General features: G+C 63.4%; 21 protein-coding genes. 11 read left to right on the forward strand and 10 right to left on the reverse strand.

What is annotated here, in order from left to right; genetic code table 11:
- The first annotated feature begins 29 nt into the window (after positions 1-29).
- Complete coding sequence (locus BMY71_RS20480) at positions 30-482, forward strand: DoxX family protein (RefSeq protein ID WP_011503347.1); 453 nt, start codon at positions 30-32, stop codon at positions 480-482.
- Positions 483-485: 3 nt separating this feature from the next.
- On the opposite strand, the gene BMY71_RS20485 is transcribed toward BMY71_RS20480, so the two are convergent.
- The 3 genes from BMY71_RS20485 to BMY71_RS20495 all read right to left on the reverse strand — a co-directional run bounded on the left by BMY71_RS20485 (position 486) and on the right by BMY71_RS20495 (position 3943).
- Positions 486-1049 carry a dihydrofolate reductase family protein gene (locus BMY71_RS20485; protein ID WP_092685968.1) on the reverse strand — a complete coding sequence of 188 codons (564 nt, stop codon included), beginning with the start codon at positions 1047-1049 and terminating at the stop codon, positions 486-488.
- Between the two features lie 39 nt (positions 1050-1088).
- Positions 1089-2030, reverse strand: a complete 942-nt coding sequence (locus BMY71_RS20490; protein ID WP_011503345.1) for a polysaccharide deacetylase family protein — start codon at positions 2028-2030, stop codon at positions 1089-1091.
- A gap of 224 nt (positions 2031-2254) precedes the next feature.
- Positions 2255-3943 carry a L,D-transpeptidase gene (locus BMY71_RS20495; RefSeq protein ID WP_244526119.1) on the reverse strand — a complete coding sequence of 563 codons (1689 nt, stop codon included), beginning with the start codon at positions 3941-3943 and terminating at the stop codon, positions 2255-2257.
- Positions 3944-4201: 258 nt separating this feature from the next.
- Here BMY71_RS20495 and BMY71_RS20500 point away from each other — a divergent pair, with 258 nt between their 5' ends.
- Together BMY71_RS20500 and BMY71_RS20510 are read left to right on the forward strand one after the other, a co-directional pair.
- Entirely contained in the window at positions 4202-4750 is a 549-nt protein-coding gene (locus BMY71_RS20500) for a CreA family protein (protein WP_092685970.1), read from the forward strand.
- 1196 nt (positions 4751-5946) lie between these two features.
- Positions 5947-6312, forward strand: a complete 366-nt coding sequence (locus BMY71_RS20510) for a hypothetical protein (protein ID WP_041805352.1) — start codon at positions 5947-5949, stop codon at positions 6310-6312.
- A 41-nt stretch (positions 6313-6353) separates the two neighbouring features.
- Here the strand turns inward: BMY71_RS20510 and BMY71_RS20515 are convergent, their stop codons facing one another.
- Positions 6354-6617, reverse strand: coding sequence for a DUF6719 family protein (locus tag BMY71_RS20515; RefSeq protein WP_011503341.1), 264 nt, complete (start codon positions 6615-6617; stop codon positions 6354-6356).
- Positions 6618-6746: 129 nt separating this feature from the next.
- On the opposite strand from BMY71_RS20515, the gene BMY71_RS20520 reads away from it, so the two are divergent.
- From BMY71_RS20520 to BMY71_RS20530, 3 genes are all read left to right on the forward strand, one after another.
- The gene (locus BMY71_RS20520; protein ID WP_092685972.1) at positions 6747-8027 is read left to right on the forward strand and encodes an ArgE/DapE family deacylase; all 1281 of its coding nucleotides are present in this window, start codon (positions 6747-6749) and stop codon (positions 8025-8027) included.
- A gap of 244 nt (positions 8028-8271) precedes the next feature.
- On the forward strand, positions 8272-8670 hold the full coding sequence (locus BMY71_RS20525; protein WP_092685993.1) for a PaaI family thioesterase: 399 nt from the start codon (positions 8272-8274) through the stop codon (positions 8668-8670).
- Positions 8671-8942: 272 nt separating this feature from the next.
- Positions 8943-9563 (forward strand): GNAT family N-acetyltransferase, encoded by a 621-nt coding sequence (locus BMY71_RS20530; protein WP_011503338.1) that lies wholly within the window; start codon positions 8943-8945, stop codon positions 9561-9563.
- Positions 9564-9694: 131 nt separating this feature from the next.
- On the opposite strand, the gene BMY71_RS20535 is transcribed toward BMY71_RS20530, so the two are convergent.
- Entirely contained in the window at positions 9695-9991 is a 297-nt protein-coding gene (locus BMY71_RS20535) for a hypothetical protein (RefSeq protein ID WP_011503337.1), read from the reverse strand.
- Positions 9992-10181: 190 nt separating this feature from the next.
- The gene (locus BMY71_RS20540; RefSeq protein WP_011503336.1) at positions 10182-10355 is read right to left on the reverse strand and encodes a DUF1328 domain-containing protein; all 174 of its coding nucleotides are present in this window, start codon (positions 10353-10355) and stop codon (positions 10182-10184) included.
- A 758-nt stretch (positions 10356-11113) separates the two neighbouring features.
- Between BMY71_RS20540 and BMY71_RS20550 the strand changes: the two genes are divergently transcribed.
- The 3 genes from BMY71_RS20550 (at position 11114) to BMY71_RS20560 (ending at position 14863) form a co-directional block, all read left to right on the forward strand.
- Entirely contained in the window at positions 11114-11983 is an 870-nt protein-coding gene (locus tag BMY71_RS20550) for a tetratricopeptide repeat protein (RefSeq protein ID WP_244526120.1), read from the forward strand.
- A gap of 381 nt (positions 11984-12364) precedes the next feature.
- Entirely contained in the window at positions 12365-14227 is a 1863-nt protein-coding gene (locus tag BMY71_RS20555; RefSeq protein WP_011503334.1) for a potassium transporter Kup, read from the forward strand.
- A 360-nt stretch (positions 14228-14587) separates the two neighbouring features.
- Positions 14588-14863 carry a hypothetical protein gene (locus BMY71_RS20560; protein WP_092685974.1) on the forward strand — a complete coding sequence of 92 codons (276 nt, stop codon included), beginning with the start codon at positions 14588-14590 and terminating at the stop codon, positions 14861-14863.
- Positions 14864-14888: 25 nt separating this feature from the next.
- On the opposite strand, the gene BMY71_RS20565 is transcribed toward BMY71_RS20560, so the two are convergent.
- A complete protein-coding gene (locus BMY71_RS20565; protein ID WP_080506366.1) occupies positions 14889-15533 on the reverse strand; it encodes a CPBP family intramembrane glutamic endopeptidase in 645 nt (214 codons plus the stop codon).
- Between the two features lie 78 nt (positions 15534-15611).
- Positions 15612-15830, reverse strand: a complete 219-nt coding sequence (locus tag BMY71_RS20570; protein ID WP_244526121.1) for a porin — start codon at positions 15828-15830, stop codon at positions 15612-15614.
- A 250-nt stretch (positions 15831-16080) separates the two neighbouring features.
- On the opposite strand from BMY71_RS20570, the gene BMY71_RS20575 reads away from it, so the two are divergent.
- A complete protein-coding gene (locus BMY71_RS20575) occupies positions 16081-16491 on the forward strand; it encodes a hypothetical protein (protein WP_092685975.1) in 411 nt (136 codons plus the stop codon).
- 60 nt (positions 16492-16551) lie between these two features.
- Complete coding sequence (locus BMY71_RS20580) at positions 16552-17049, forward strand: MOSC domain-containing protein (RefSeq protein WP_092685976.1); 498 nt, start codon at positions 16552-16554, stop codon at positions 17047-17049.
- A gap of 65 nt (positions 17050-17114) precedes the next feature.
- On the opposite strand, the gene yghU is transcribed toward BMY71_RS20580, so the two are convergent.
- Both yghU and BMY71_RS20590 read right to left on the reverse strand, forming a co-directional pair.
- Complete coding sequence (gene yghU / locus BMY71_RS20585) at positions 17115-17993, reverse strand: glutathione-dependent disulfide-bond oxidoreductase (RefSeq protein ID WP_092685977.1); 879 nt, start codon at positions 17991-17993, stop codon at positions 17115-17117.
- 178 nt (positions 17994-18171) lie between these two features.
- Positions 18172-19317 carry a GGDEF domain-containing protein gene (locus tag BMY71_RS20590; RefSeq protein WP_092685978.1) on the reverse strand — a complete coding sequence of 382 codons (1146 nt, stop codon included), beginning with the start codon at positions 19315-19317 and terminating at the stop codon, positions 18172-18174.
- Positions 19318-19588 lie beyond the last annotated feature (271 nt).

The following is a 19588-nucleotide window of genomic DNA, read 5'->3' on the forward strand; positions in this document are numbered from 1 at the left end:
CGCTTTCGCCGTTGCCAGTGGGGTCGAAAATGCCTGCCTTCATAGCTCTCGGGCGCTTCCTTTTCTCGGTGCTGTTCATCTTCTCCGGGGCTTCAAAGCTGCTCGACATCGCCGCGACCACCCAGATGACGCAGAAGATCGTCATTCCGGAGATGCTGACAACCTACACCTCCCAGCTCGAAGGCCTCGCCGGGGGGATGCCGTTCGCTCAGATGCTGGCGATCGCGGCAGGCGCCACTGAGTTGTTGTGCGGCATCCTGATCGCGCTGAACTTCGGCGCGCGCTTCTTCGCGCTGATCCTGATCCTGTTCGTTGCGATGACGATCTATTACTATCACGATTTCTGGAACCAGACCGGCGTCGACGCGCAGAACAATCTGATCCATGCGCTGAAGAACCTGTCGCTGATCGGCGGGCTGTTCATCATCGCCGGGATCGGCCGCGGAGCGAGGCCTGCTGAGCCGGCTTATAACGACGTGTAAGGTTCAGCTTCGTCGCCACGGTGTGACGCCGACATCTTGGCCGGCGTCGAACACGATCCGTTCCGCCGCGGTCAACCCATGGGCGGCGAGGAGCTGTTGTGGCGTCTGCGCCGGAACGCCGGGAAAGCAGGGCTGGCCGCCGGGCAGGCTTACGTTCAGCGCTTCCGACAGCCAGAATGTGTCGTAGCGATCGAAGAACATCGCGAAGACGTCCGGCCCGCCGATGATCGCGACCATGCCGGCGTCGATTTGGGCCTTCGCACAGGCCTGCTCGAATGACGCACCGGCGGGATTCCAGAGCACGGCGTTGGGGTTGGTGTCGTCCGGCGCCACGCTTTCGATCTGCCGTGTCACAAGCACGCGCTTGCGCTGCGGCGAGTTCGGCTGATCCTCGAATGAGTTGCGGCCGTGGACGATCAGCGCGGCGCGGTCGAGCGAGGAGGAGAAGAACTGCTGGTCGCCCTGGAACTTCAGCGCATCCGGCATAACGCCATCGTCATCCGCCAGGTTGCCCTCGGCAGAGACAATCACGAAGCCTTCGATCCGGAGCGTCGGCGCGCCCGTCATCGGTTCGTCAGGGGATGAGAACGCAAGATTGCTATCCAATCACTCGGAGATCGTCTGCACCACGGAACTGACCGGACGCGCGCTGACGGTCGGCAGTGCGGCGCTCTTGACGAGTTCCTCGTCGTATTGCGGCAGCGTCTGGACCGGCGCCTTGGCCTTCATCTGCACGACCTTGTAGCCGCCGGCCTTCAGGCGCCGCAGCAGTTCGGGCAACGCCTCCGCCGTGCTCTTCTGGAAGTCGTGCATCAGGATGATGCCCTTGCCGAGTTTGTCGACCTTCTTCATCACGGTGTCGATCACCTGCTCGGGCTTCCGGGCCTTGAAGTCGAACGAGTCCAGATCGCAGGAGAACATCGCGACGTTGCGAGTGCCGAGGTATGTCACCAGCGCCGGAGGGTGCTGCAGCGCCGGGAAGCGGAAGAATGGCGAGGGCGCGGTGCCGATCGCCCATTTCACTGCAGCGAATCCCTTTTCGATCTCGTCCTTGGCCTGTTGCTCGGTCAGCTTCTTGTTGCTGAGATTGGCATGGGACCAGGTGTGCGAGCCGATGGTGTGGCCGGCCGCCGCAACCTGCTTGAGGATCTCGGGGTGATAGGTGGCGTGTTTGCCGATCGGGAAAAAGATAGCCTTGGTGCATTGGTCGGCCAACGCCTTCACCACCGCCGGCGTGTTGCTCGGCCAAGGGCCATCGTCGAAGGTGAGCACGACTTCCTTGTCGCGCAGGAAATCGAGCTGCTTGAAGTGTTCGAAGCCGAATCCCGGACCGCCAGTGGTGTCGATCTCGACGACGCGGCCGACGCCCAGCGCGTCGGGATTGGCGCAAGCCTGTTTAGCGGGAGCAGGCGCCGGAGCTGGAGCAGCCTGCGGGGGAGCCGGCTGAGCGGTGGCGCCATTGGTTTTCGGCGCCGCCTGGGACCATGCCGCACCGAGCGCGCTCAGAGAAACTGCACCTGCAACCAGGAGACCCGTCGCGATCCGCATATCCGTTGTCCTTCCGCCGTCGTCCACTGCCGGCCAAAAGGCCACAGCAGTCGCTGCCGCATATTGCCGTCAAACTAGAGGCATGAAAGCGGCCCGGGCAACGTTAATCCTTCGTCCGCGACGAGTTGCCCGCAGATTCGCACAGTTGGCTTGCGCAGCTGACCGACACAATCGACCAACCAGCTTCCGGGGGCTTGGCCGGCAATTGATCGGGAGGAGGCGGGTTACCGCAACCGGACAATGAAATCGGTGCCCTGGCCGGTTTCACCGCTGGCCGTGATGCCTTGATCGGACACGATGAGCGATGCGCCGGTGGTGATGGCTTCCGCGACCCGTGCCATTGCCTCCGGCGGGATCGTCAGTCGATCCAGCGCGGCGGCAGGGCTATCGGTCTCAGACGAAGCCTTCACCTCTGTCGCTAAGTTCTTCTTGGGACGGCGGGAGTTGCTCTGGTCTTCGGTCCGGCGCGAGCTCGGCATCGACACTACTGTCCAGCGGATGCTGTCGTCCTTGGCCAGTTCAGCGGTAAAGACGTGAGTGCCGAGCTGGCGGTCACTCGGCGCGATCGCGACCGGCACGTCGAACAGCGGGGTCATGTTTTGCCGGACGTAGAGCTTCTGGTCCTTGCCGCTGACGAAGATGGCAATCTGGCCGCCGCCGCGCTTGGCGACGGGCAGTTCGGCTGCGGGTTTCTCGGCAGAATCGGTGGCGCGGGACTGGTCCTTGCTCTGAACCGCATCGGGGCTTCCGTCGGGCTTATCCGAGGTCTGAACAGACGGCGTCTTCTCGTTGGAAGGCAACGCCTTTTCAGCGGCAACAGCCTTGGATTCGTCGGCCTTTGGCGCGGCCGCCTTTTCGATCGTCGCGGTGGTCGAAGGGTCGACGGCATCCGGCTCGGCGCCGGTTGCTTTGGAAACGTCATTCAGGGGCGGGGCGTCGGCGGTCCGGTCGGCGGAGTCGTCCTTGCTGACGCCGCCGCTCGATTCGGCAGGTGCATCGGCGCTGGCGGTGGTCATGGGAGCAGCCAACGGCTCTGACGAGTCCTGGCGCCTCGAGGAGTCCGACAGAACGACGTTCCCGCTTGGGCTTGTCGCGCTGGCGTCGGCGGTTTTCACCGAAGCCCGTGGCTCATCGAGTGAAATGCTGGCGCGCAACTCGGGAGGTTGCGCGGATGTCGAGTCGTTAGCCGGCTCAGTCGCGCCGGCCTTGTCGGATTTCGACGATTTGGTCGGCGTCTGCGGATCGGAGGCCATCGGCGCCTCCGGGGGCGCGGGCCTCTTGGTCAGCAGCAGTGCGTGCGTAAAGTTGGTCGGCGTAATGTCGCCGGGCGTGACGATCACTCGTGCGCCCATTCGGGTCCAACCCCACATCTTCGTGGCGAACGCCGTCGGCATTCGGATGCAGCCGTGAGATGCGGGGTATCCCGGCACCATGCCAGCGTGCAACGCAATGCCGGACCAGGTGATCCGCTGCATGTAGGGCATCGGCGCGCCGCTGTAGATGTTGGAGCGGTGCCATTTGTTCTTCTGGATGACGCTGAAGACGCCCATCGGCGTGGCGTGGCTACGGGTCCCGGTGGACACGGGCGATTCGGCAAGCAAGCCATTGGCGTCGTAGACGCGGAGCTTCTGCTGATCGATCGACACCGAAATCAGCAACGGCCCTTGCGGTTTCGTCGCCTGCTTCTCGATCAGCTTTTCCTGTCGAGAGTCGAGTTGGTGATGCTTCCGCGGATACCGCTTTTGGGGCGGCTGAGCGGGGGCATAGACTGCATTGTCGTTTTCCGGCCACCACCAGGTCGTGGCGTTGGCTTCGGGGACTAGAGCGAAGACGCCTGCGGCAGTCAGGATCCCGGCGCGTATTGCAGCTCTGGAAACGATTGCGGGGCTGAGCTCGCTCTTACCGGTGCGCAATGAAGGTCCGGGCGAATTCGATGATTGTTCCAGGCGCACGCGGTGGTCCCCGAATCTATTGAACGAAATCTCAGATTAGTGTCGCAGGCGCGATACGCGTTCACCAGCGTCGGCGCGGTATTCGCCCGCGCATTTGATTCAAACCTTAACAAAAAAGCTTCACAGGAGGTTAAACGAGAGTCGGGGTGCGCCGGCATCTTTCGCAACGGTTCGTCGCCCCCCACATGGCTGACAGCCAGCCTGCTTACGGAGATTCTGATGAGACTTCGCCGCGCCACACCCGTCCTGAACCGCTTGAAATGCGCTGCTTTCGCTGCGCTCGCCGTGACCGCGCTGTCATGTGCATCTGCCGCAGCGGCCGATGATCCGGACCTGGTCTTCCGACGTTCCACGGTGTTCAAGCTGCTCAGTCCCAATGACAAGCTCGCGACCTATGGGATCGACGATCCGGAGATCGAAGGCGTCGCCTGCCACTTCACGGTGCCGGAGCGGGGCGGGTTCAAGGGATGGCTCGGCCTGGCGGACGAAGTCTCCGACATCTCGCTGGCGTGCCGTCAGATCGGCCCGATCCGATTCAAGGATAAGCTCGAGCAGGCCGATGACATGTTCAGCAAGCGCCGCTCGATGTTTTTCAAAAGAATGCAGATCGTCCGGGGCTGTGACACTAAACGCAATGTGCTGGTCTACATGGTCTACTCGGACCGGTTGATTGAGGGATCTCCGAAGAACTCCACGTCATCGGTGCCGATCATGCCGTGGGGGGCATCCGATACCGCGGTCCAGAAGTGCAGCGAGTTCTTCAAGTAACTCCGGCGAACTCGACAGCAGCGGAGCAACCGCCAAATCCTCTTGCTCCGCTGTTGTTCGATTGCGTTCGAAAATCCGATTGAGGTCGAGAGCCTCGTGGGCCGAAATTATCTCGACGGATTCGTACGCGGCAGTTCCACACTTGATGGGCGCGACGGGTCGCGATAGCCGACCAATCGAACCAATCCCTGTGGCATCGACTGTGTTGCATGATGGCCGAATAAGCTCTGCAAAGCCATTTCCCCGGGAGGTCCAGCCTTCCGCGACGTCGTCACGGCCGAAACCAAGCGACCCGCAACAGCATGGTCGCTGCCCGTCTTCACGCTTTTCACACGCGGATCGTTTATCATCGACGTTCCTCCACTAGCCTCTTCAACGCGAGCCGACCGAAATCGTTGCACGACCGTTGTCGGGAACGGCTGATGTGATGTATCGGGGCGACGCCTCGGGCCGCGCATTCGCGCAAGATCGGCCCAGGCAGCTCGTCGTGACTGCCAGCAAATCAACAGCCATGATCCGATACGGCTTCAGCGCTTCTGGAACGCTCGGCGCTGCTTCGTACCAAGTGCGTGATGAAAGCAAGCTAACACAATCTTGCAGATCGCGCCACGGCTGTGGCAACGAGTCCCATGAAGTAATAGGCCACAGGAGCACCGGACTTTCCGGCCCCAGCCGTGGCTGTAGTCTGATTAGCTTCCGGCAATGACATTCTGATGTCAGCCCGCGTTATTTTGCCTCGGTTTCGCACTGGGGCGAATGGTTTGACGCCCGAATGGCTTGCCGCCCAAAATCACCTGGAAGACCTTCGGAACCGGATTGTTGAAACAAAACGCGTTTCTTCCGTTGTGTTTCATGGCTCCGCCCCGCGATGAAACAATCGGATCGGCGACGAAACCATTTTCCGTTAGGAAGCAGACGTCCGGAAACAGCGTTTGGTTATCAAGCTGCCTGCCAACAGATCATGGCGGTCGCGCTGCCCGAGTCCGATCCGGAGATACGTCGATGCGAATCCTGAGCCTGCTCCTCGCCTGTGCGTTCGTGCTTGCCGGACCGTCGATTGCGGGCTCCTCCGAAGGCGGATTGCCGGGCGCCGGAGCTTTCTCTTACATCGGTTGGACGGCCGCACAGGGCGCCGATGATCGTGGCCGAGACATAGGGCTGCTCGCGTGATTGACTTGAGCCTTGGTCGGCTGTCGATGATGTCCCGTATCTGTGCGGTCGCGCTGGGAGGCTTGCTGATGGCAGGAAATAGCGCGCAGGCACAGGCGCGCTCGTTGTTGGCGGTTCAGGATCCAAGGACGGAATTCATCCGCCAGTGCACCGGGCATATGGCGGGCCGCTGGGCGCATCCAGACGCCGTTTGCGGTTGTCTTCACGACCACGCCGCTGCAGTGGTGCCGGATAGCGACCTGCGCGAGGCGCTGCTGCGGGGAATGCGCGAAAGCGGCGTGCCAACGATCGAGAGCGAGTGGGTGCCTGCGTCCAAGCAATCGCTGATCAGCGCGACATTCACGCTGATCGCGAAGCCGGCGCTGCAATGCATGTTCGACCCGGCCGATTAGCCGGATAGCCGCACGCGGGCAATCTCACCCATCCGGCCCGTTCAACGCCGCTGCAGGCGCGCCACGCATTTAACAGTCCGGGTGACGCCTGCTTCGGTCAGGGTGGCTCCCATCACTTCCTTGATCTGCCCGTTGGGGCACGATCCGTCATCGACCAGGACTTTCTGACCCAGCCGCAAATCGATGATGTCCTGTTCGCGCGAGACGTGCTGCGCAGCCGCAGGGCCCGCCAGCGAGAGCAATGCGACGGCGCCCGTCAACATCAGGACGGAACAGGGCAGGCGGGCATAGCGAGCGTAGGGCATCTGGTCTCCTTCGTGGGCCGGGTCCGACGATGGCGTGATTCGACGGCCCAACCAAACTCTCTGGAAATTTTGGCAATCTGTGGTTTGATCGCGTTCGCCGGATCAACAACAAGACGGAGCAACCGCCGTATGAGTGTCAACGATCGCCAACGCCGAATCCTTGACGCCGTCGATGCCGGCTTCGATGCCCAGCTTGCCGCCACGCGAGATTTTGTCGCGATCCCAAGTACGCGCGGCGCGGAAGGCCCTTGCCAGGATATGATCGGCGATCTGCTGCGGCAGCGCGGCTATGAGGTCGACGACTGGTACATCGACCTCGATGATTTGAAGGATCTGCGCGGCTACGGTCCGATCGCGCACGACTTCTCCAAGGCCCGAACGGTGGTCGGGACCTACCGTCCAGCGAACAACGCGGGCCGCTCGCTGATTCTGCAGGGACATTGCGATGTCGTGCCGACCGGACCGCTGGAGATGTGGGACACGCCGCCGTTTTCGCCGGTCGTGAAGGACGGCCGGATGTATGGCCGCGGCGCGTGCGACATGAAGTCGGGCACCATCGGCGCGCTGTACGCGCTCGACGCCATCAAGGCCGCGGGGCTGGCGCCGACCGGGCGCATCCATTTCCAATCGGTGATCGAGGAGGAGAGCACGGGCGTCGGCGCGCTGTCGACGTTGCAGCGCGGCTATCGTGCCGATTGCTGCTTCATTCCGGAGCCCACCGGCGGAAAGATGGTGCGCTCGCAGGTCGGCGTGATCTGGTTTCGTCTCAAGGTGCGCGGCCATCCGGTCCATGTGTTCGAAGCCGGCTCCGGCTCGAACGCGATCACGGCGGCCTATCATCTGATCCATGCGCTGGAGACACTCGAGGCGGAGTGGAATAAGCGCGCGGCGGATGACCACCATTTCAAGGGCGTAGTGCACCCGATCAACTTCAATCCCGGCATCATCAAGGGCGGTGACTGGGCTTCCAGCGTGCCGGCGTGGTGCGATGTCGACTGCCGGATCGCGATCCTGCCGGGCTGGTCGGTCGCCGACCATCAGGCCGAGATCCTCGCTTGCGTTGCGGCCGCAGCGCGCGATCACCGGTTTCTGTCGAACAATCCGCCGCAGGTGGAGTGGTCGGGCTTTCTGTCGGACGGGTACGAACTGACGGATTCCGCCGAGCCCGAAGCAGCCTTCGGCAAGGCTTACAATGCGGTCTATGGCGGCGCGGTGTCGGATCTCGTGTTCACCGCGCTGACCGACACGCGGTTCTACGGGCTGAACTACAACATCCCCAGCCTGTGCTTCGGCGCCAGCGGCGCGGCGATGCACGGCTTCAATGAATACGTCGACCTCGAATCGCTGCGGCAATCCACCAAGGCCACCGCACTGTTCATTGCCGAGTGGTGCGGCGTCGAGCCGACTTAGAGCTTTTTTGGTTCTGATTGAATCAGAACCGAAGCTCTCACTTGATGTTATGATGCGTTTTCTCGACGCGAGCTGTTATCCACCGATATCCACTTCGCTCGAAACGCTATAGAGGGCCATGACCTGACAGGTCATTGTGTTCGGCGGGCGAAGCACGCACGTTCCGCCGACGTTCGAAGACACACCGGACTAACACCGAGCCCGCACCGCCGCACGGCGTGCAAGTGGGCCGCGAGGAGGGATGATGACGCCGCTCGAGCTGATCAATTCGCAACCGCTGCCGTTTGCTGCTTCAATGGGTATCAGCTTCGCCGAAGCCACGCCGGACCGCGTCGTCGCAACCATGCTGGTGCGGCCTGATCTCTGCACCCTCGGCCACGCGATCCATGGCGGAGCGGTGATGGCGCTCGCCGACACGGTCGGCGCCGCGGCGACCTTCGTCAATCTTCCAACGGACGCCAAAGGCACGACCACGCTCGAGAGCAAGACGAACTTTGTGGCGGCCGCCAAAGCGGGGACCACCGTTCGCGCCATCGCCACGCCGGTGCACCGGGGCAAACGGACCCAGGTCTGGCAGACCCGGATCGAGACCGAGGAGGGCAGGCTGGTCGCGCTGGTGACGCAGACGCAGATGGTGCTCTGACACCTGTTGCCGATTGCCCAGCGTGCCTTCGTATCATCCCTAGAGTGCGGTGCACACGCACCTTTCGGGTGCGTCAATTTGCGCTCGCTCAAGGTTTGTTAAGCAGCTTGGATTTATTGATGTTTTTGCAAAGTTCGATGGCGGTAAGCCAGTCGTTTTCCCTGGCGTGCCCGCCATTTGATCTTGAAAAATATTGTGCGTTGCACAATATACCTTTGGTCTAGGGAATCGAACGCCTCCTTGAGGGTCGTCCCCAAAGGAGATGTGAATCAATGTATGACGCTCTCATCGCCGATCTCACCGGGTCCAAAGGGACGATCAGGTCGCTGATCAACCAGGAACTGCCGCTGCTGAGGGACCATTTGCTGCGGCTGGACGCAGAGAGCCGGCGCGATCGTTTCAACGGCTATGCGGATGAAGGTTTCATCGACCGCTATGCCATGAAGTGCGGCGGCGACGGCACCATCATCATCGCCTATTTCGCTGAAGACGGCGCCGTGCATGCGGCGGCCGAATTGCATCAGCCCGATCTTTCCATGGATCCTCTGCCTGAAATCGCGTTCAGCGTGGAAGGTCACCTCCGACGCAAGGGCATCGGAAGCATCTTGTTCAAGCAGTTGATGGAGGTGGCGCGTTCGCTCGGCTACGAGAATCTGCGCATCACCACCGGATCGCAGAATCAGGCGATGCGCGCGCTCGCGAATAAGTTCGGCGCTCACCTGACCTTCAGGCAGGGTGAGTCCACCGGTACGATCGATCTCAATCAGGAAGTCTCGCGTACAGATGCGCCGACGATCGAAATCCCGGCCGGCGCGGCGAGCGCGCTGATCGATTTCAATCACGCGTGCTGGAGTCTGTTTCTCAAGATGTCGGGCATCAATCGCGCAGCCTGATGCCTGCCGATTCAACTACCCAGAAACCGATTCAGCTACCCTGAAAATGCCAATGCCGCGTGCTGATGCCCGCGGCGTTTTCTTTGTGGTCCATGAAAGCGCAGTGCAGCGTTCACAACGCCGCGACGCCCTCAGATCCGCTTGTCGTTACCAATCACCCGGCGCGACACCCGGCGCTCCACGACCACCGATCGTTGGCTGCCTTGCTCGCCAGTAATAACCCGGGTCGTGCGCGCGGCCGCGCGGCCGGCCTTCCGGACCTCGCTCTGCACCTGCTCGACCGGCAGACCCATCAGCGACGCGGCGATTTCGGCTTGCGATTCCAGATCGTCGGTGATGCCCATCGCGGCAAAGATGGCTTCCTCCAAGGTCGGAGGATCGCGCCGCACGCGGCGGACGCCGTACTTCGTATTCCAATCTTCGCTCATCGACCCGCCCCATTTGTTGCGGAATTACGTAGTGGAGCCGATGTTGCAATGCAATATGGAATCGGCGGTGCGGGCAAGACCTTGGTCGAAATCGGCCGCGCCGCGATTGCGGCAGATCAATCATAAATGCGGGTTATGGCAGCCCTGCGTCGTGCGGACGTCAGGGCTGCGTCAACCCGTCGCGAACCCGCTAAGCCCGGAAGATTGTGAAGCCGAGAATCAGCAGCACGATGAAGATCGCAGCGAAGATATAGAACAGGATGCGCGCAAGATCAGCGGAGGCCGCGGAGACGCCGGTGAAGCCGAAGATGCCGGCGACCACCGAAATCACCAGAAAGATCAGAGCCCATTTCAAGATCGTCATTGATATCGTCCTTCGTGAAGAGTGCTGCATGAACCAGGAACGTCTACCTTGGTTCCAAGCGTCGCGGCCGCCGATGATTGAGCGTGACGGCAGTCACGGTCGTCACTCGGCTCGCACGATCGATCGGGCGCAATCGTCGGAGCTCTTGATGCCTGCCACCTGCCTTGATCTTGACCGCCTGCAATCTGGCGTTGCTCTTGCTCCTGATCACATTCGTGCCCGACCTGAGCGGCGCGTTCGCATTTGAGTAGCAGCGGTTGTGCGCCGGCGAAATATTCCGCTTGTGCGGCTCGCAACATCCGACGCGCAAATGCATCACCTTTTGGATGTGCCAGCATCGGACCGGCGTGGAAGCCGGCCTGACGGGGATGATTCTATTCTCCGATGGGCGAATTCTCGGCGACGACGCGTTCTTCTATAAATTTGGCGCCCAGGGCTGCGGTTCTGATTGAATCAGAACGAAGCCCTGGCTTGATGTTCTGACGCGTTTTCTTGACGCGAACCGGTATCCACTTCGCTCGAAAACGCTATAGAGGTCCGCCGCTTGCCGCCGGAAAGGCCAAATTCTCGATCAGGAACACACGCCGGCCAAGGATAAGCATCCGATCTTTGGCGGCCGGGGACGTGGTATCGGCTTTTCGGGGGCATCGTGACGGCGACGGGGCAGAGCTGGAGCCGTCGTGCTGGCGGGCCAGCATCACATCCGTCTCAGCGGCGTCACTGAAGCTGGCGCGACGCTGAAAGGGACAATCAGACCGATGACGAGATTTGCAGGCGTGCGTTCGATCGCCCAGGGGTTCACCCAGGGAATCGCCAGAGGACTTGTCGTGCCGCTGCTGCTGGCGGGCGCCGCAGCGCCGGCGCCGGCGCTGGCGCAGTCCGCGGACCTCGTGCTGTGCGACCGGATTGCGGCCGACCCGGCCGATCCGGACAAGCCCTCCGGCGTCAGGGGCGTCGCCGACATCGCCCCGGCGGATATCGAGACCGCGATCAGATATTGTCGTACGGCCGCCGGCAGTTCGCGCCGCGCATTATACGCGCTCGGTCGTGCCTATGCCGCGAACGGGCAATCGGCAGACGCGATCGCCGCCTTCCGCAAGGCGGCCGACAAGGGCAGCAGCTCGGCGATGGTCGAGCTCGGCGTCGCTTATGCGACCGGCGCCGGCGTCGCCAAGGACGACGGCCGGGCGCGGCAATTGTTCGAACGCGCTGCGGACGCTGGCAATCCGCGCGGCGTCAGCAATCTCGCGGCGCTCGGCGGCGGAACGACGTCCGACCCCGGCAAGACCAGGGCGCTGTTGGCCAAAGGGGCGGAAACCAACGCGGAAGCCCAGTATCAGCTGGGCATGATGCTGGCGGAAGGCGTCGGGGGTCCGAAGGACGACGTCGCCGCCCGGACGCTGTTCGAGAAGGCGTCGGCGCAGGGGCATGCGGGCGCGCTGGAACGAATGGGCGCTTTCGCCCAGGCCGGGCGCGGCGGACCGCAGGACACAGCCGCAGCCAAGGGGTTCTACGAGAAGGCGGCCGCGCTCGGCAATTCCGACGCCGCCGCGGCGCTGAAACGGGCGGATTGCCCGTTCGTGATCAAGGACAAGCAGGGGAAGCTTGTGAGCAACCTGTGCTTCTAGAGCATGATCCCGAAAAGTGGATGTCGGTTTCGTGACAGATCAGGCTCAAACAGAAATCGAGAGCAGAATGGCGATTCGACGATGCGTCCTCTTGATCTAGCGGTCCGGCGTCATCCGGCCTGACCCACAATCTTGTATCGAATCGATGATTGGATCACCGCTTGGAGCGGCCGGCGACGTCAGCCTGTCCGATCCAGGTCAACAACAGGGCGCGGCCACTATGAATAGAAGCACGGCACCGGGGTCGGACGCCGGCCGAAAGGTCTCGGCGACGCGCCATTCGTCTCGTGTCGGCGATGCGGTTGCGCGCCGCGCCTCGCGTCCGGGCCGACCGGTTGAATCGCGCCAGACGTGGGTCAAGCGTGGCCCAGGGGGTAGACAATGAGCCAGCACAAGAACCGTGTCGGACTGCTGGTCAGCGCCGTCGGCGTCGTCTTCGGCGACATCGGGACCAGTCCGCTCTACGCGCTGAAAGAGACGTTTTCCGGACATCATCCGATTCCGGTGAACCCGGAAAACATCTTCGGCGTGTTGTCGCTGGTGTTCTGGACCGTGATGTTGCTGGTTACGGTGAAGTACGTGATCGTCATCATGCGCGCCGACAACCACGGCGAGGGCGGCAGTCTTGCGCTGCTGGCGCTGGTGACGGAGCTGACGCGCGGCCGGCGCGTGCACTATCCGCTGATGATGCTCGGCGTGATCGCCGCGGCGCTGTTCTACGGCGACAGTATGATCACCCCGGCGATCTCGGTGCTCAGCGCCGTCGAGGGGCTCGAGGTGGTGACGCCGGATCTGCGCCCTTACGTCGTCCCGATTACAGCGGTCGTATTGACCGCGCTTTTCGCGATTCAGTCGCGCGGCACGGGCCTGGTCGGTCGGCTGTTCGGTCCGGTGATGTGTCTATGGTTCATCACGCTCGCCGTGCTCGGAATCGTCAACGTCATCAACGCGCCCGGCGTGCTCAAGGCGATCAGTCCGACCTACGCGTTCGAGTTCGTGTTCCGCCATCCTTTGATGAGTTTTTACGCGCTCGGCTCGGTGGTGCTCGCCGTCACCGGCGGCGAGGCCCTTTACACCGACATGGGCCATTTCGGCCGTTTCCCGATCCGGCTGGCCTGGTTCTGCCTCGTGTTGCCGGCGCTGCTGCTGAATTACTTCGGCCAGGGCGCGTTGCTGATTCACGATCCCTCCGCGATCCAGAATCCGTTTTTCCGGATGGGGCCTGAATGGATGGTGGTGCCGCTGGTCGCGCTGGCGACTTTCGCCGCCGTCATCGCATCGCAGGCGGTGATCTCCGGCGCCTATTCGGTGGCGCGGCAGGCGATCCAGCTCGGCCTGCTGCCCCGCATGACGATCGTCCACACCTCGGGCGAAGAGGCCGGGCAGATCTACGTGCCGTTCACCAACTGGACCTTGTATCTGGCGGTGATGGCGCTGGTGGTCGGCTTCCAGTCCTCCAGCAATCTGGCGGCTGCCTACGGCATCGCCGTCACAAGCACGATGATGATCGACACCATTCTGGTGTCGTTCGTGATGGCGCTGTTGTGGCGCTGGAACATGGCGCTGGTGATCACGGTGGTCGGCACGTTGCTGGCCGTCGACATCGCATTCTTCTCGGCGAATATCATCAAGGTCGCGCAGGGCGGCTGGTTCCCGCTGTTCATCGGCTTCATTTCCTTCACCGTGCTGACGACATGGCGGCGCGGCCGCGCCCTCGTGCGCAAGCAGCTCAAGAAGCAGGCGGTGCCGCTCGACGTGGTGCTGCGCGCGCTCGGACCCAACGTGTCGCGCGCCCGCGGCACCGCGGTGTTTCTGACCGCCGCGACCGACGGCGTGCCGCCGGCGTTGCTGCACAATTTGAAGCACAACCAGACCGTCCATCAACGCGTGGTGCTGACGACCGTCACCACCGCGGAGACGCCCTATGTGCCGGACAGCGAACGCGTGCACATGACCGATATCGGCGACGGCTTCCATCGTCTGATTATCCGCTACGGATTCATGCAGACGCCGGACGTGCCTGCGGCGCTTGTGCTGTGCAAACAGTTCGGACACGAGTTCAACATGATGTCGACGTCGTTCTTCCTGAGCCGCGAGACCTTCGTGCCGAGCCTCAATCCCGGCATGGCGTTGTGGCGCGAGCGGCTGTTCAGCTTCATGACGCTGAACGCCACGCGGGCGACGACCTTCTTCAAGATCCCGACCGACCGCGTTGTGGAACTCGGTACGCAGCTCGAAATCTGATCACTGCCACGCCGGCGATACGGACAAGAGCTTTTCCGGTTCTGATAGAATCAGACCGGAGCTCTCACTTTTTGTTCTGACGCGTTTTCTTCACGCGAACCGGTTTCCACTTCGCTCGACGCTCTAATCGATGCGTCGCAGGTTTGCGCGGTGATGGAACCTGCGGTTTCGCGACGAGATGCGAGGGCAACGCAACCGCCTTCGATTTAATGATTGCTTAACAAGCTAAATTAGTTCGATTTCGCGAAGTCTCCGTCAGCGAATCGTCAGCGGACTGCGTGTAGTCATCGGAATGCCCCCGCGTTGCGTGTCGCGCCACACGGCAACCACGCAAGTCCACTACGAGATGGAGACTACACGATGAAGAAGACGATTCTGACCGGCGCCGTTGTTCTTGCCTGCCTGGCGCCGCCGTTGATGCTCAGCGCCAGCGCTGAAGAAGCCGGCAAGCAGAACGTTCACGCCAAGAACGTTCGTCAGAGCGACCCGATGCAGGCGTCGGCATCGATGACGACGGCGGCGGTGGTGGCGGTGCGCTACGATAGCGGCTGCCGCGCGAAGTATGCGCTCAGCAGCGTCGGCTATCAGGACTGTCTGCAGCGTTTGCCGGCGACGGCGCTGGTCGGCGGTCGCTGACCTTGCTGCGACAATGCCTTCGCGCTCAGGCCAGTCCGAGTGCGAAGGCCAGGGTGCCGATTGCGGCGTGCGAGACGATCAGCGGCCAGATGTTCGCCATCCACAAATAGGCCGCGCCCCACACCAGGCCGAGCAGGAACGTGTTGAGCAGTAGCGCCGGGTCGCCGTAGCAGAGGTGGATCAGCGAAAACATCGCTGCCGAGTAAAGCACATAGGCCCAGCCGCCGCGTTGCAGCCTGTCGGTGATCAGCTTCGGGATCGAGCGGCACACCACTTCCTGGCACGGACTCGACACCAGCACGTAGAACGGCGCGAAGCTCAGCCATGCCGGCGGCTTGGCTTCGAACGTGAACATCTGCGTCTGCAGCAGCATCACCGCGGCGATCGCGAGCGTGACGGCCGCGCAGCCGAGCCAATGGCTCCATTGGTGCGGCTTGCCAAAGCCCAGCTCCGAGAAAGAGACGCCGGCCCATACGCACAGGCCGATGCACAGGCCGGACACCAGCAACAGCGCGTGGACCCGATACGCGAAGGGAAGCAGGCCGAGGTGGATGGCGATGCCGGGGGCAGCGAGCAGCAAAGCGAGGCCGGCCAGCGGCGCCAGCCGCCAGGTGTCGGCGCAGGCGGGGATGTCGGTCGGCGGCGGGCGCTGATGTTGCAGAACTGTCATGCGGCAATCATTGGCATTCGCCGCAATCATGCCAGTCACAACCGCGCCAGCGCTGCGTGATGCGTCCGGGCCGGCCGTTCAGCGCCGGCTGCTGCCGCCGACACCGACCTCCAGCGCGCCGCCGATTCGAACGCAGGTCGAGCTGCCTTCGACCTGGGCGAAGCCGGCGCCGAAGGCGGCGCAAGGATTACCCTTGGCTTGTTTCGGCGCGGGCGCCGGCAGCGGCTTGGTCGGACGTTTATCGTCGCCCATTGCTGCAACCGGAAGCGCAGCGCCGATGATAGCGATCAGCAACATTCTCATGACGCCTGACTATCGCAGAAGCAGCCTGCTTTCCAGCGGTGGATGCGGCCGGTTCGCCCCAAACCCGCCGCAATCTCGCCGCTGAGCGTGGCCTGCGGTGGAAACCGCGGGGTGCGCGGGCCAATGCGCTTGACGGCGCCGTCGCGCTCCGGTTTGAGGAAGCGATCGCTTTTGAACAGCCGCTCAGAATGCGCACGGGTCCGCGCTGGGCGAGCGCATTCGACGACATTCGACGAGGATCTCGATGAGAACGATGGTTGTCATGGTGGCGCTGCTGGCTTCGACCGCAGCGCTGGCGCAGAGCCAGAGCGCGCCGAGCTCCCCGCCGCCGATGGTCGGCGACCGGCCGCTGGTGCAGGTCAAGCCGCGCGGCGAGAAGATCGCCACGACCGACGCCGACGCCAAGCCGGCCAAGCCCGGCAAGCAGTCGATCGCGGTTCAGTTGCAGGCCTGCCTCGAGATCGAGGACGGCAGCAAGGGCCGACTCGATTGCTACGACGCGATCTTCCCGCCGAAGCCGAAAGCGGTGAAGCCCGGCGCCAAGCAGAAGGCCGCCAAGGCGGTCGCCGACTGTCGCTTCACCAAGGAAGAGGACGAGCGGCTGGCTTGCTTCAACGGTTTCGCCGAGTCGGTCCCGAAGCTGCCGAAGAGCTGACGGGCTGCGCCGTCTGCACCGCGGGAACAACCGCCGCGCTGCGGCCTTGTCGCTGACCGCATGACGTCTTTCGCACCCGATACGCCGCTCGGCCGACTGATCGCCGCTCCGATGCGGCCGGGACGGCTCGACTGGATCGGGCTGCGGCCGGCGCGTCGCGCGCCGATGCGGATCACGCAGCAGGCGACGCTGATCGCCGGCCGCGGCGTCGAAGGCGATCGCTATCGCACCACCACCAACGGCGCCCGACAGGTGACGCTGATCGCGGCCGAAGATCTGGCCGCGATCGCCGCGTTCCTCGGCCGCGACGACGTCGCTGCGGAATTGCTGCGGCGAAATCTCGTGACGCGCGGCATCAATCTGGTGGCGCTGAAGGGGCAGCGGTTTCGGATCGGCGAAGCCTTGCTGGAAGGGGCCGGGGACTGCGCGCCGTGCAGTCGGATGGAAGAGGGATTCGGCGAAGGCGGCTACAATGCCGTCCGCGGCCGCGGCGGTCTCACCGCCCGCGTGCTCGAGGGCGGCGTGATCCGGATCGGCGATCGCGTCGAACGCATCTAGAGCTTTTCCGGTTTCGATCGAATCAGAACCGGAGCTCCAGCTTATTATTCTGACGCGCCGCGCACCTACGCCGTCTTCGCGGCGATCTTGTCCTGCGTGCTGGTGTCGAAGTCGCTGGCGTCGTGGCGTTCGTGGAGCTGGCTGGCGGGATCGCCGGTGACACGGTTGACGATGCGGCCGCGCTTGACCGCCGGCCGGTCGCCGATCGCCTTGGTCCAGCGCTGGACGTTTTTGTAGCTCTCGACGTCGAGGAAGCTGGCGCTGTCGCCGTATAGCAGCCCCTTGGCGAGGCCGCCGTACCACGGCCACACCGCGATGTCGGCGATCGAGTAGTCCGCGCCCGCCAGATATTCGGTCTCGGCGAGGCGGCGATCGAGCACGTCCATCTGCCGCTTCACTTCCATTGCAAAACGGTTGATCGGATATTCGTACTTCTCCGGCGCGTAGGCGTAGAAATGGCCGAAGCCGCCGCCGAGATACGGCGCGCTGCCCATCTGCCAGAACAGCCACGACAGGCACTCGGCGCGGCCGGCCGGCGTTGTCGGCAGAAACGCGCCGAACTTCTCCGCGAGATACAGCAGGATCGCGCCGGATTCGAACACGCGGATCGGCGGCGAGGCGGAGCGATCGAGCAGCGCGGGGATCTTCGAATTCGGATTGACCGCGACGAAGCCCGAACCGAACTGATCGCCGTCGCCGATCTTGATCAGCCACGCGTCGTATTCGGCGTCCTTGTGGCCGGCCGCGAGCAACTCCTCGAGCAGGATCGTGACCTTCTGGCCGTTCGGCGTCGCCAGCGAATAGAGCTGCAGCGGATGTCGGCCGACCGGCAATTCCTTGTCGTGCGTCGCGCCCGCGACCGGCCGATTGATCGACGCGAATTTGCCGCCGTTCTCCTTGTCCCAGATCCAGACTTTGGGCGGCGTGTAGGGGGCGTCGGTCATGCGGGGCTCCGGGCTGTGCGGACTGTCGCTGTGCGAACGGTCGCTGAGCTGACTGTCTTGGGGGCGGGAGGCAGAGATTGGCGCGTGGGCGGCAAATGGCAAGGGGCGTGCGGGCGGGAATGCTGGCCATGCGCGGGCCATGGTCCGTCGCCGTGCCTGAACGCCTTGGGCGGGGATGTCAGCTCGCGCGGCGTTCGAGCTCGGGTTCGGGCTCTGGCTCGGCGTCCGACCAGGCGGTGCCGCCGCCGGCGCGCTTGGCCTTGTAGAGCGCGCGGTCGACCCGCTCCAGCAGTTGCGATGTCGAGCCGGCCGCAAGCGCGTGGTCGCTGACCAGAATGCCGGCGCTGGCGCCGATGCGAACCGGCACGTCGGACAACCGGTAAGGCATCGAGAGATCGATCACGGCCCTGCGCGCCAGATCGAGCGCCTCGGCGCGCCCGTCGTCGCCGGCTGTGATCGACTTCAGCAGCATGAATTCGTCGCCGCCGAACCGCGCGGCGATGCCGTCAGCGCCGGTACACAAGGCCAGCCGCTTCGCGACCTGACGCAACAATTCGTCGCCGGCGTGATGACCGTGACGGTCATTGACCGATTTGAACCCGTCGAGGTCGATGGCGATGATGGTGAAAGTGCCCTCGATGGTCGCGAGCGCCTGGAGAAATGCGGCGCGGTTCGGCAGGCCGGTGAGGAAATCATGGGTCGCCTGGCGCGCCAGGCGATGCTTGTCCTCGAGCCGCTCGACGAAGGCCTCGCTGAGATGCTTGGAGGCTTCCCGCAATGTCAGCCAGAAGAACACCAGCATCCCGGCGCCGATCTGGTAGGCCACCTCGCTGCGCAGCAGGCCGGCGACGATGGTCGGCAGCAGCAAGGTCGCCGCGGCGGTCAGGATGATCCAGGGGCGGATCGCCGCACGCGACACCATGCCGACGCAGTAGGACATCGAGAGGCCGAACGCCAGCCAGGCGCCGGGCGCATCGTCGAGTTCGAGCGAACGATAGGACAGTGCGCCGAGCGCGAGACCGAAGGCGCATGCGCCGGCGCCGTACATCCGCTCCCACCGCACCACATCGGCATCGGAGAATTCCGCCGCGTGAGACTCGTAGCGCAGCAGCGCGACGATCCGGGCCGTGGCCGTCACCAGAATGAAGAACGAGATCACAGCGTAGCCCAGGTCTCCGGTGATCGTCGCGAGGATCACCGCGCCGGTGACGGAGGTGAGGCTGATCGCCGTCACCTGCGGCAGCGAGGTGTGCAGCAGATCGACGAGCTCGCGCCGAATCCGCGGGTCGGGATGCAGGAATCTGGAGAACACCGTGTAGGGCATTCCGGCACCATGTCGGGGAGTTCCTAACAACCAATCGCAAGTGGGTGAATTGAATGGTGCCTGGGTGTGGTATCGTTAAGGTGAGGTGAATGCCGGATTCGGCCGCGTTTCAAGAACTCATGCCTTCGCATTTCCGCGGCGCATCTGCGCCCGGGCTTTGCGAGGAACGTTCCGCCCTCGAAGAAGAGGGCGTGCGGAACGCCGGACGCACGACGCGTCCGCGGCCTCGTGTGCATAGTAAAAAAGCACACGAGCGTAGTCACCACGGTCA

The sequence above is a fragment of the Rhodopseudomonas pseudopalustris genome, assembly GCF_900110435.1.
In the GTDB taxonomy this organism is placed as follows: domain Bacteria; phylum Pseudomonadota; class Alphaproteobacteria; order Rhizobiales; family Xanthobacteraceae; genus Rhodopseudomonas; species Rhodopseudomonas pseudopalustris.

Coding starts and splice junctions, on each gene's coding strand:
- BMY71_RS20520 (WP_092685972.1), top strand. CDS start 6,747: ATGAGTGTCAACGATCGCCAACGCCGAATCCTTGACGCCGTCGATGCC.
- BMY71_RS20530 (WP_011503338.1), top strand. CDS start 8,943: ATGTATGACGCTCTCATCGCCGATCTCACCGGGTCCAAAGGGACGATC.
- BMY71_RS20510 (WP_041805352.1), top strand. CDS start 5,947: ATGATGTCCCGTATCTGTGCGGTCGCGCTGGGAGGCTTGCTGATGGCA.
- BMY71_RS20555 (WP_011503334.1), top strand. CDS start 12,365: ATGAGCCAGCACAAGAACCGTGTCGGACTGCTGGTCAGCGCCGTCGGC.
- BMY71_RS20500 (WP_092685970.1), top strand. CDS start 4,202: ATGAGACTTCGCCGCGCCACACCCGTCCTGAACCGCTTGAAATGCGCT.
- BMY71_RS20525 (WP_092685993.1), top strand. CDS start 8,272: ATGACGCCGCTCGAGCTGATCAATTCGCAACCGCTGCCGTTTGCTGCT.
- BMY71_RS20560 (WP_092685974.1), top strand. CDS start 14,588: ATGAAGAAGACGATTCTGACCGGCGCCGTTGTTCTTGCCTGCCTGGCG.
- BMY71_RS20480 (WP_011503347.1), top strand. CDS start 30: ATGCCTGCCTTCATAGCTCTCGGGCGCTTCCTTTTCTCGGTGCTGTTC.
- BMY71_RS20540 (WP_011503336.1), bottom strand. CDS start 10,355: ATGACGATCTTGAAATGGGCTCTGATCTTTCTGGTGATTTCGGTGGTC.
- BMY71_RS20515 (WP_011503341.1), bottom strand. CDS start 6,617: ATGCCCTACGCTCGCTATGCCCGCCTGCCCTGTTCCGTCCTGATGTTG.
- BMY71_RS20575 (WP_092685975.1), top strand. CDS start 16,081: ATGAGAACGATGGTTGTCATGGTGGCGCTGCTGGCTTCGACCGCAGCG.
- BMY71_RS20565 (WP_080506366.1), bottom strand. CDS start 15,533: ATGACAGTTCTGCAACATCAGCGCCCGCCGCCGACCGACATCCCCGCC.
- BMY71_RS20590 (WP_092685978.1), bottom strand. CDS start 19,317: ATGCCCTACACGGTGTTCTCCAGATTCCTGCATCCCGACCCGCGGATT.
- BMY71_RS20550 (WP_244526120.1), top strand. CDS start 11,114: ATGACGAGATTTGCAGGCGTGCGTTCGATCGCCCAGGGGTTCACCCAG.
- BMY71_RS20485 (WP_092685968.1), bottom strand. CDS start 1,049: ATGACGGGCGCGCCGACGCTCCGGATCGAAGGCTTCGTGATTGTCTCT.
- BMY71_RS20535 (WP_011503337.1), bottom strand. CDS start 9,991: ATGAGCGAAGATTGGAATACGAAGTACGGCGTCCGCCGCGTGCGGCGC.
- yghU (WP_092685977.1), bottom strand. CDS start 17,993: ATGACCGACGCCCCCTACACGCCGCCCAAAGTCTGGATCTGGGACAAG.
- BMY71_RS20490 (WP_011503345.1), bottom strand. CDS start 2,030: ATGCGGATCGCGACGGGTCTCCTGGTTGCAGGTGCAGTTTCTCTGAGC.
- BMY71_RS20580 (WP_092685976.1), top strand. CDS start 16,552: ATGACGTCTTTCGCACCCGATACGCCGCTCGGCCGACTGATCGCCGCT.
- BMY71_RS20570 (WP_244526121.1), bottom strand. CDS start 15,830: ATGTTGCTGATCGCTATCATCGGCGCTGCGCTTCCGGTTGCAGCAATG.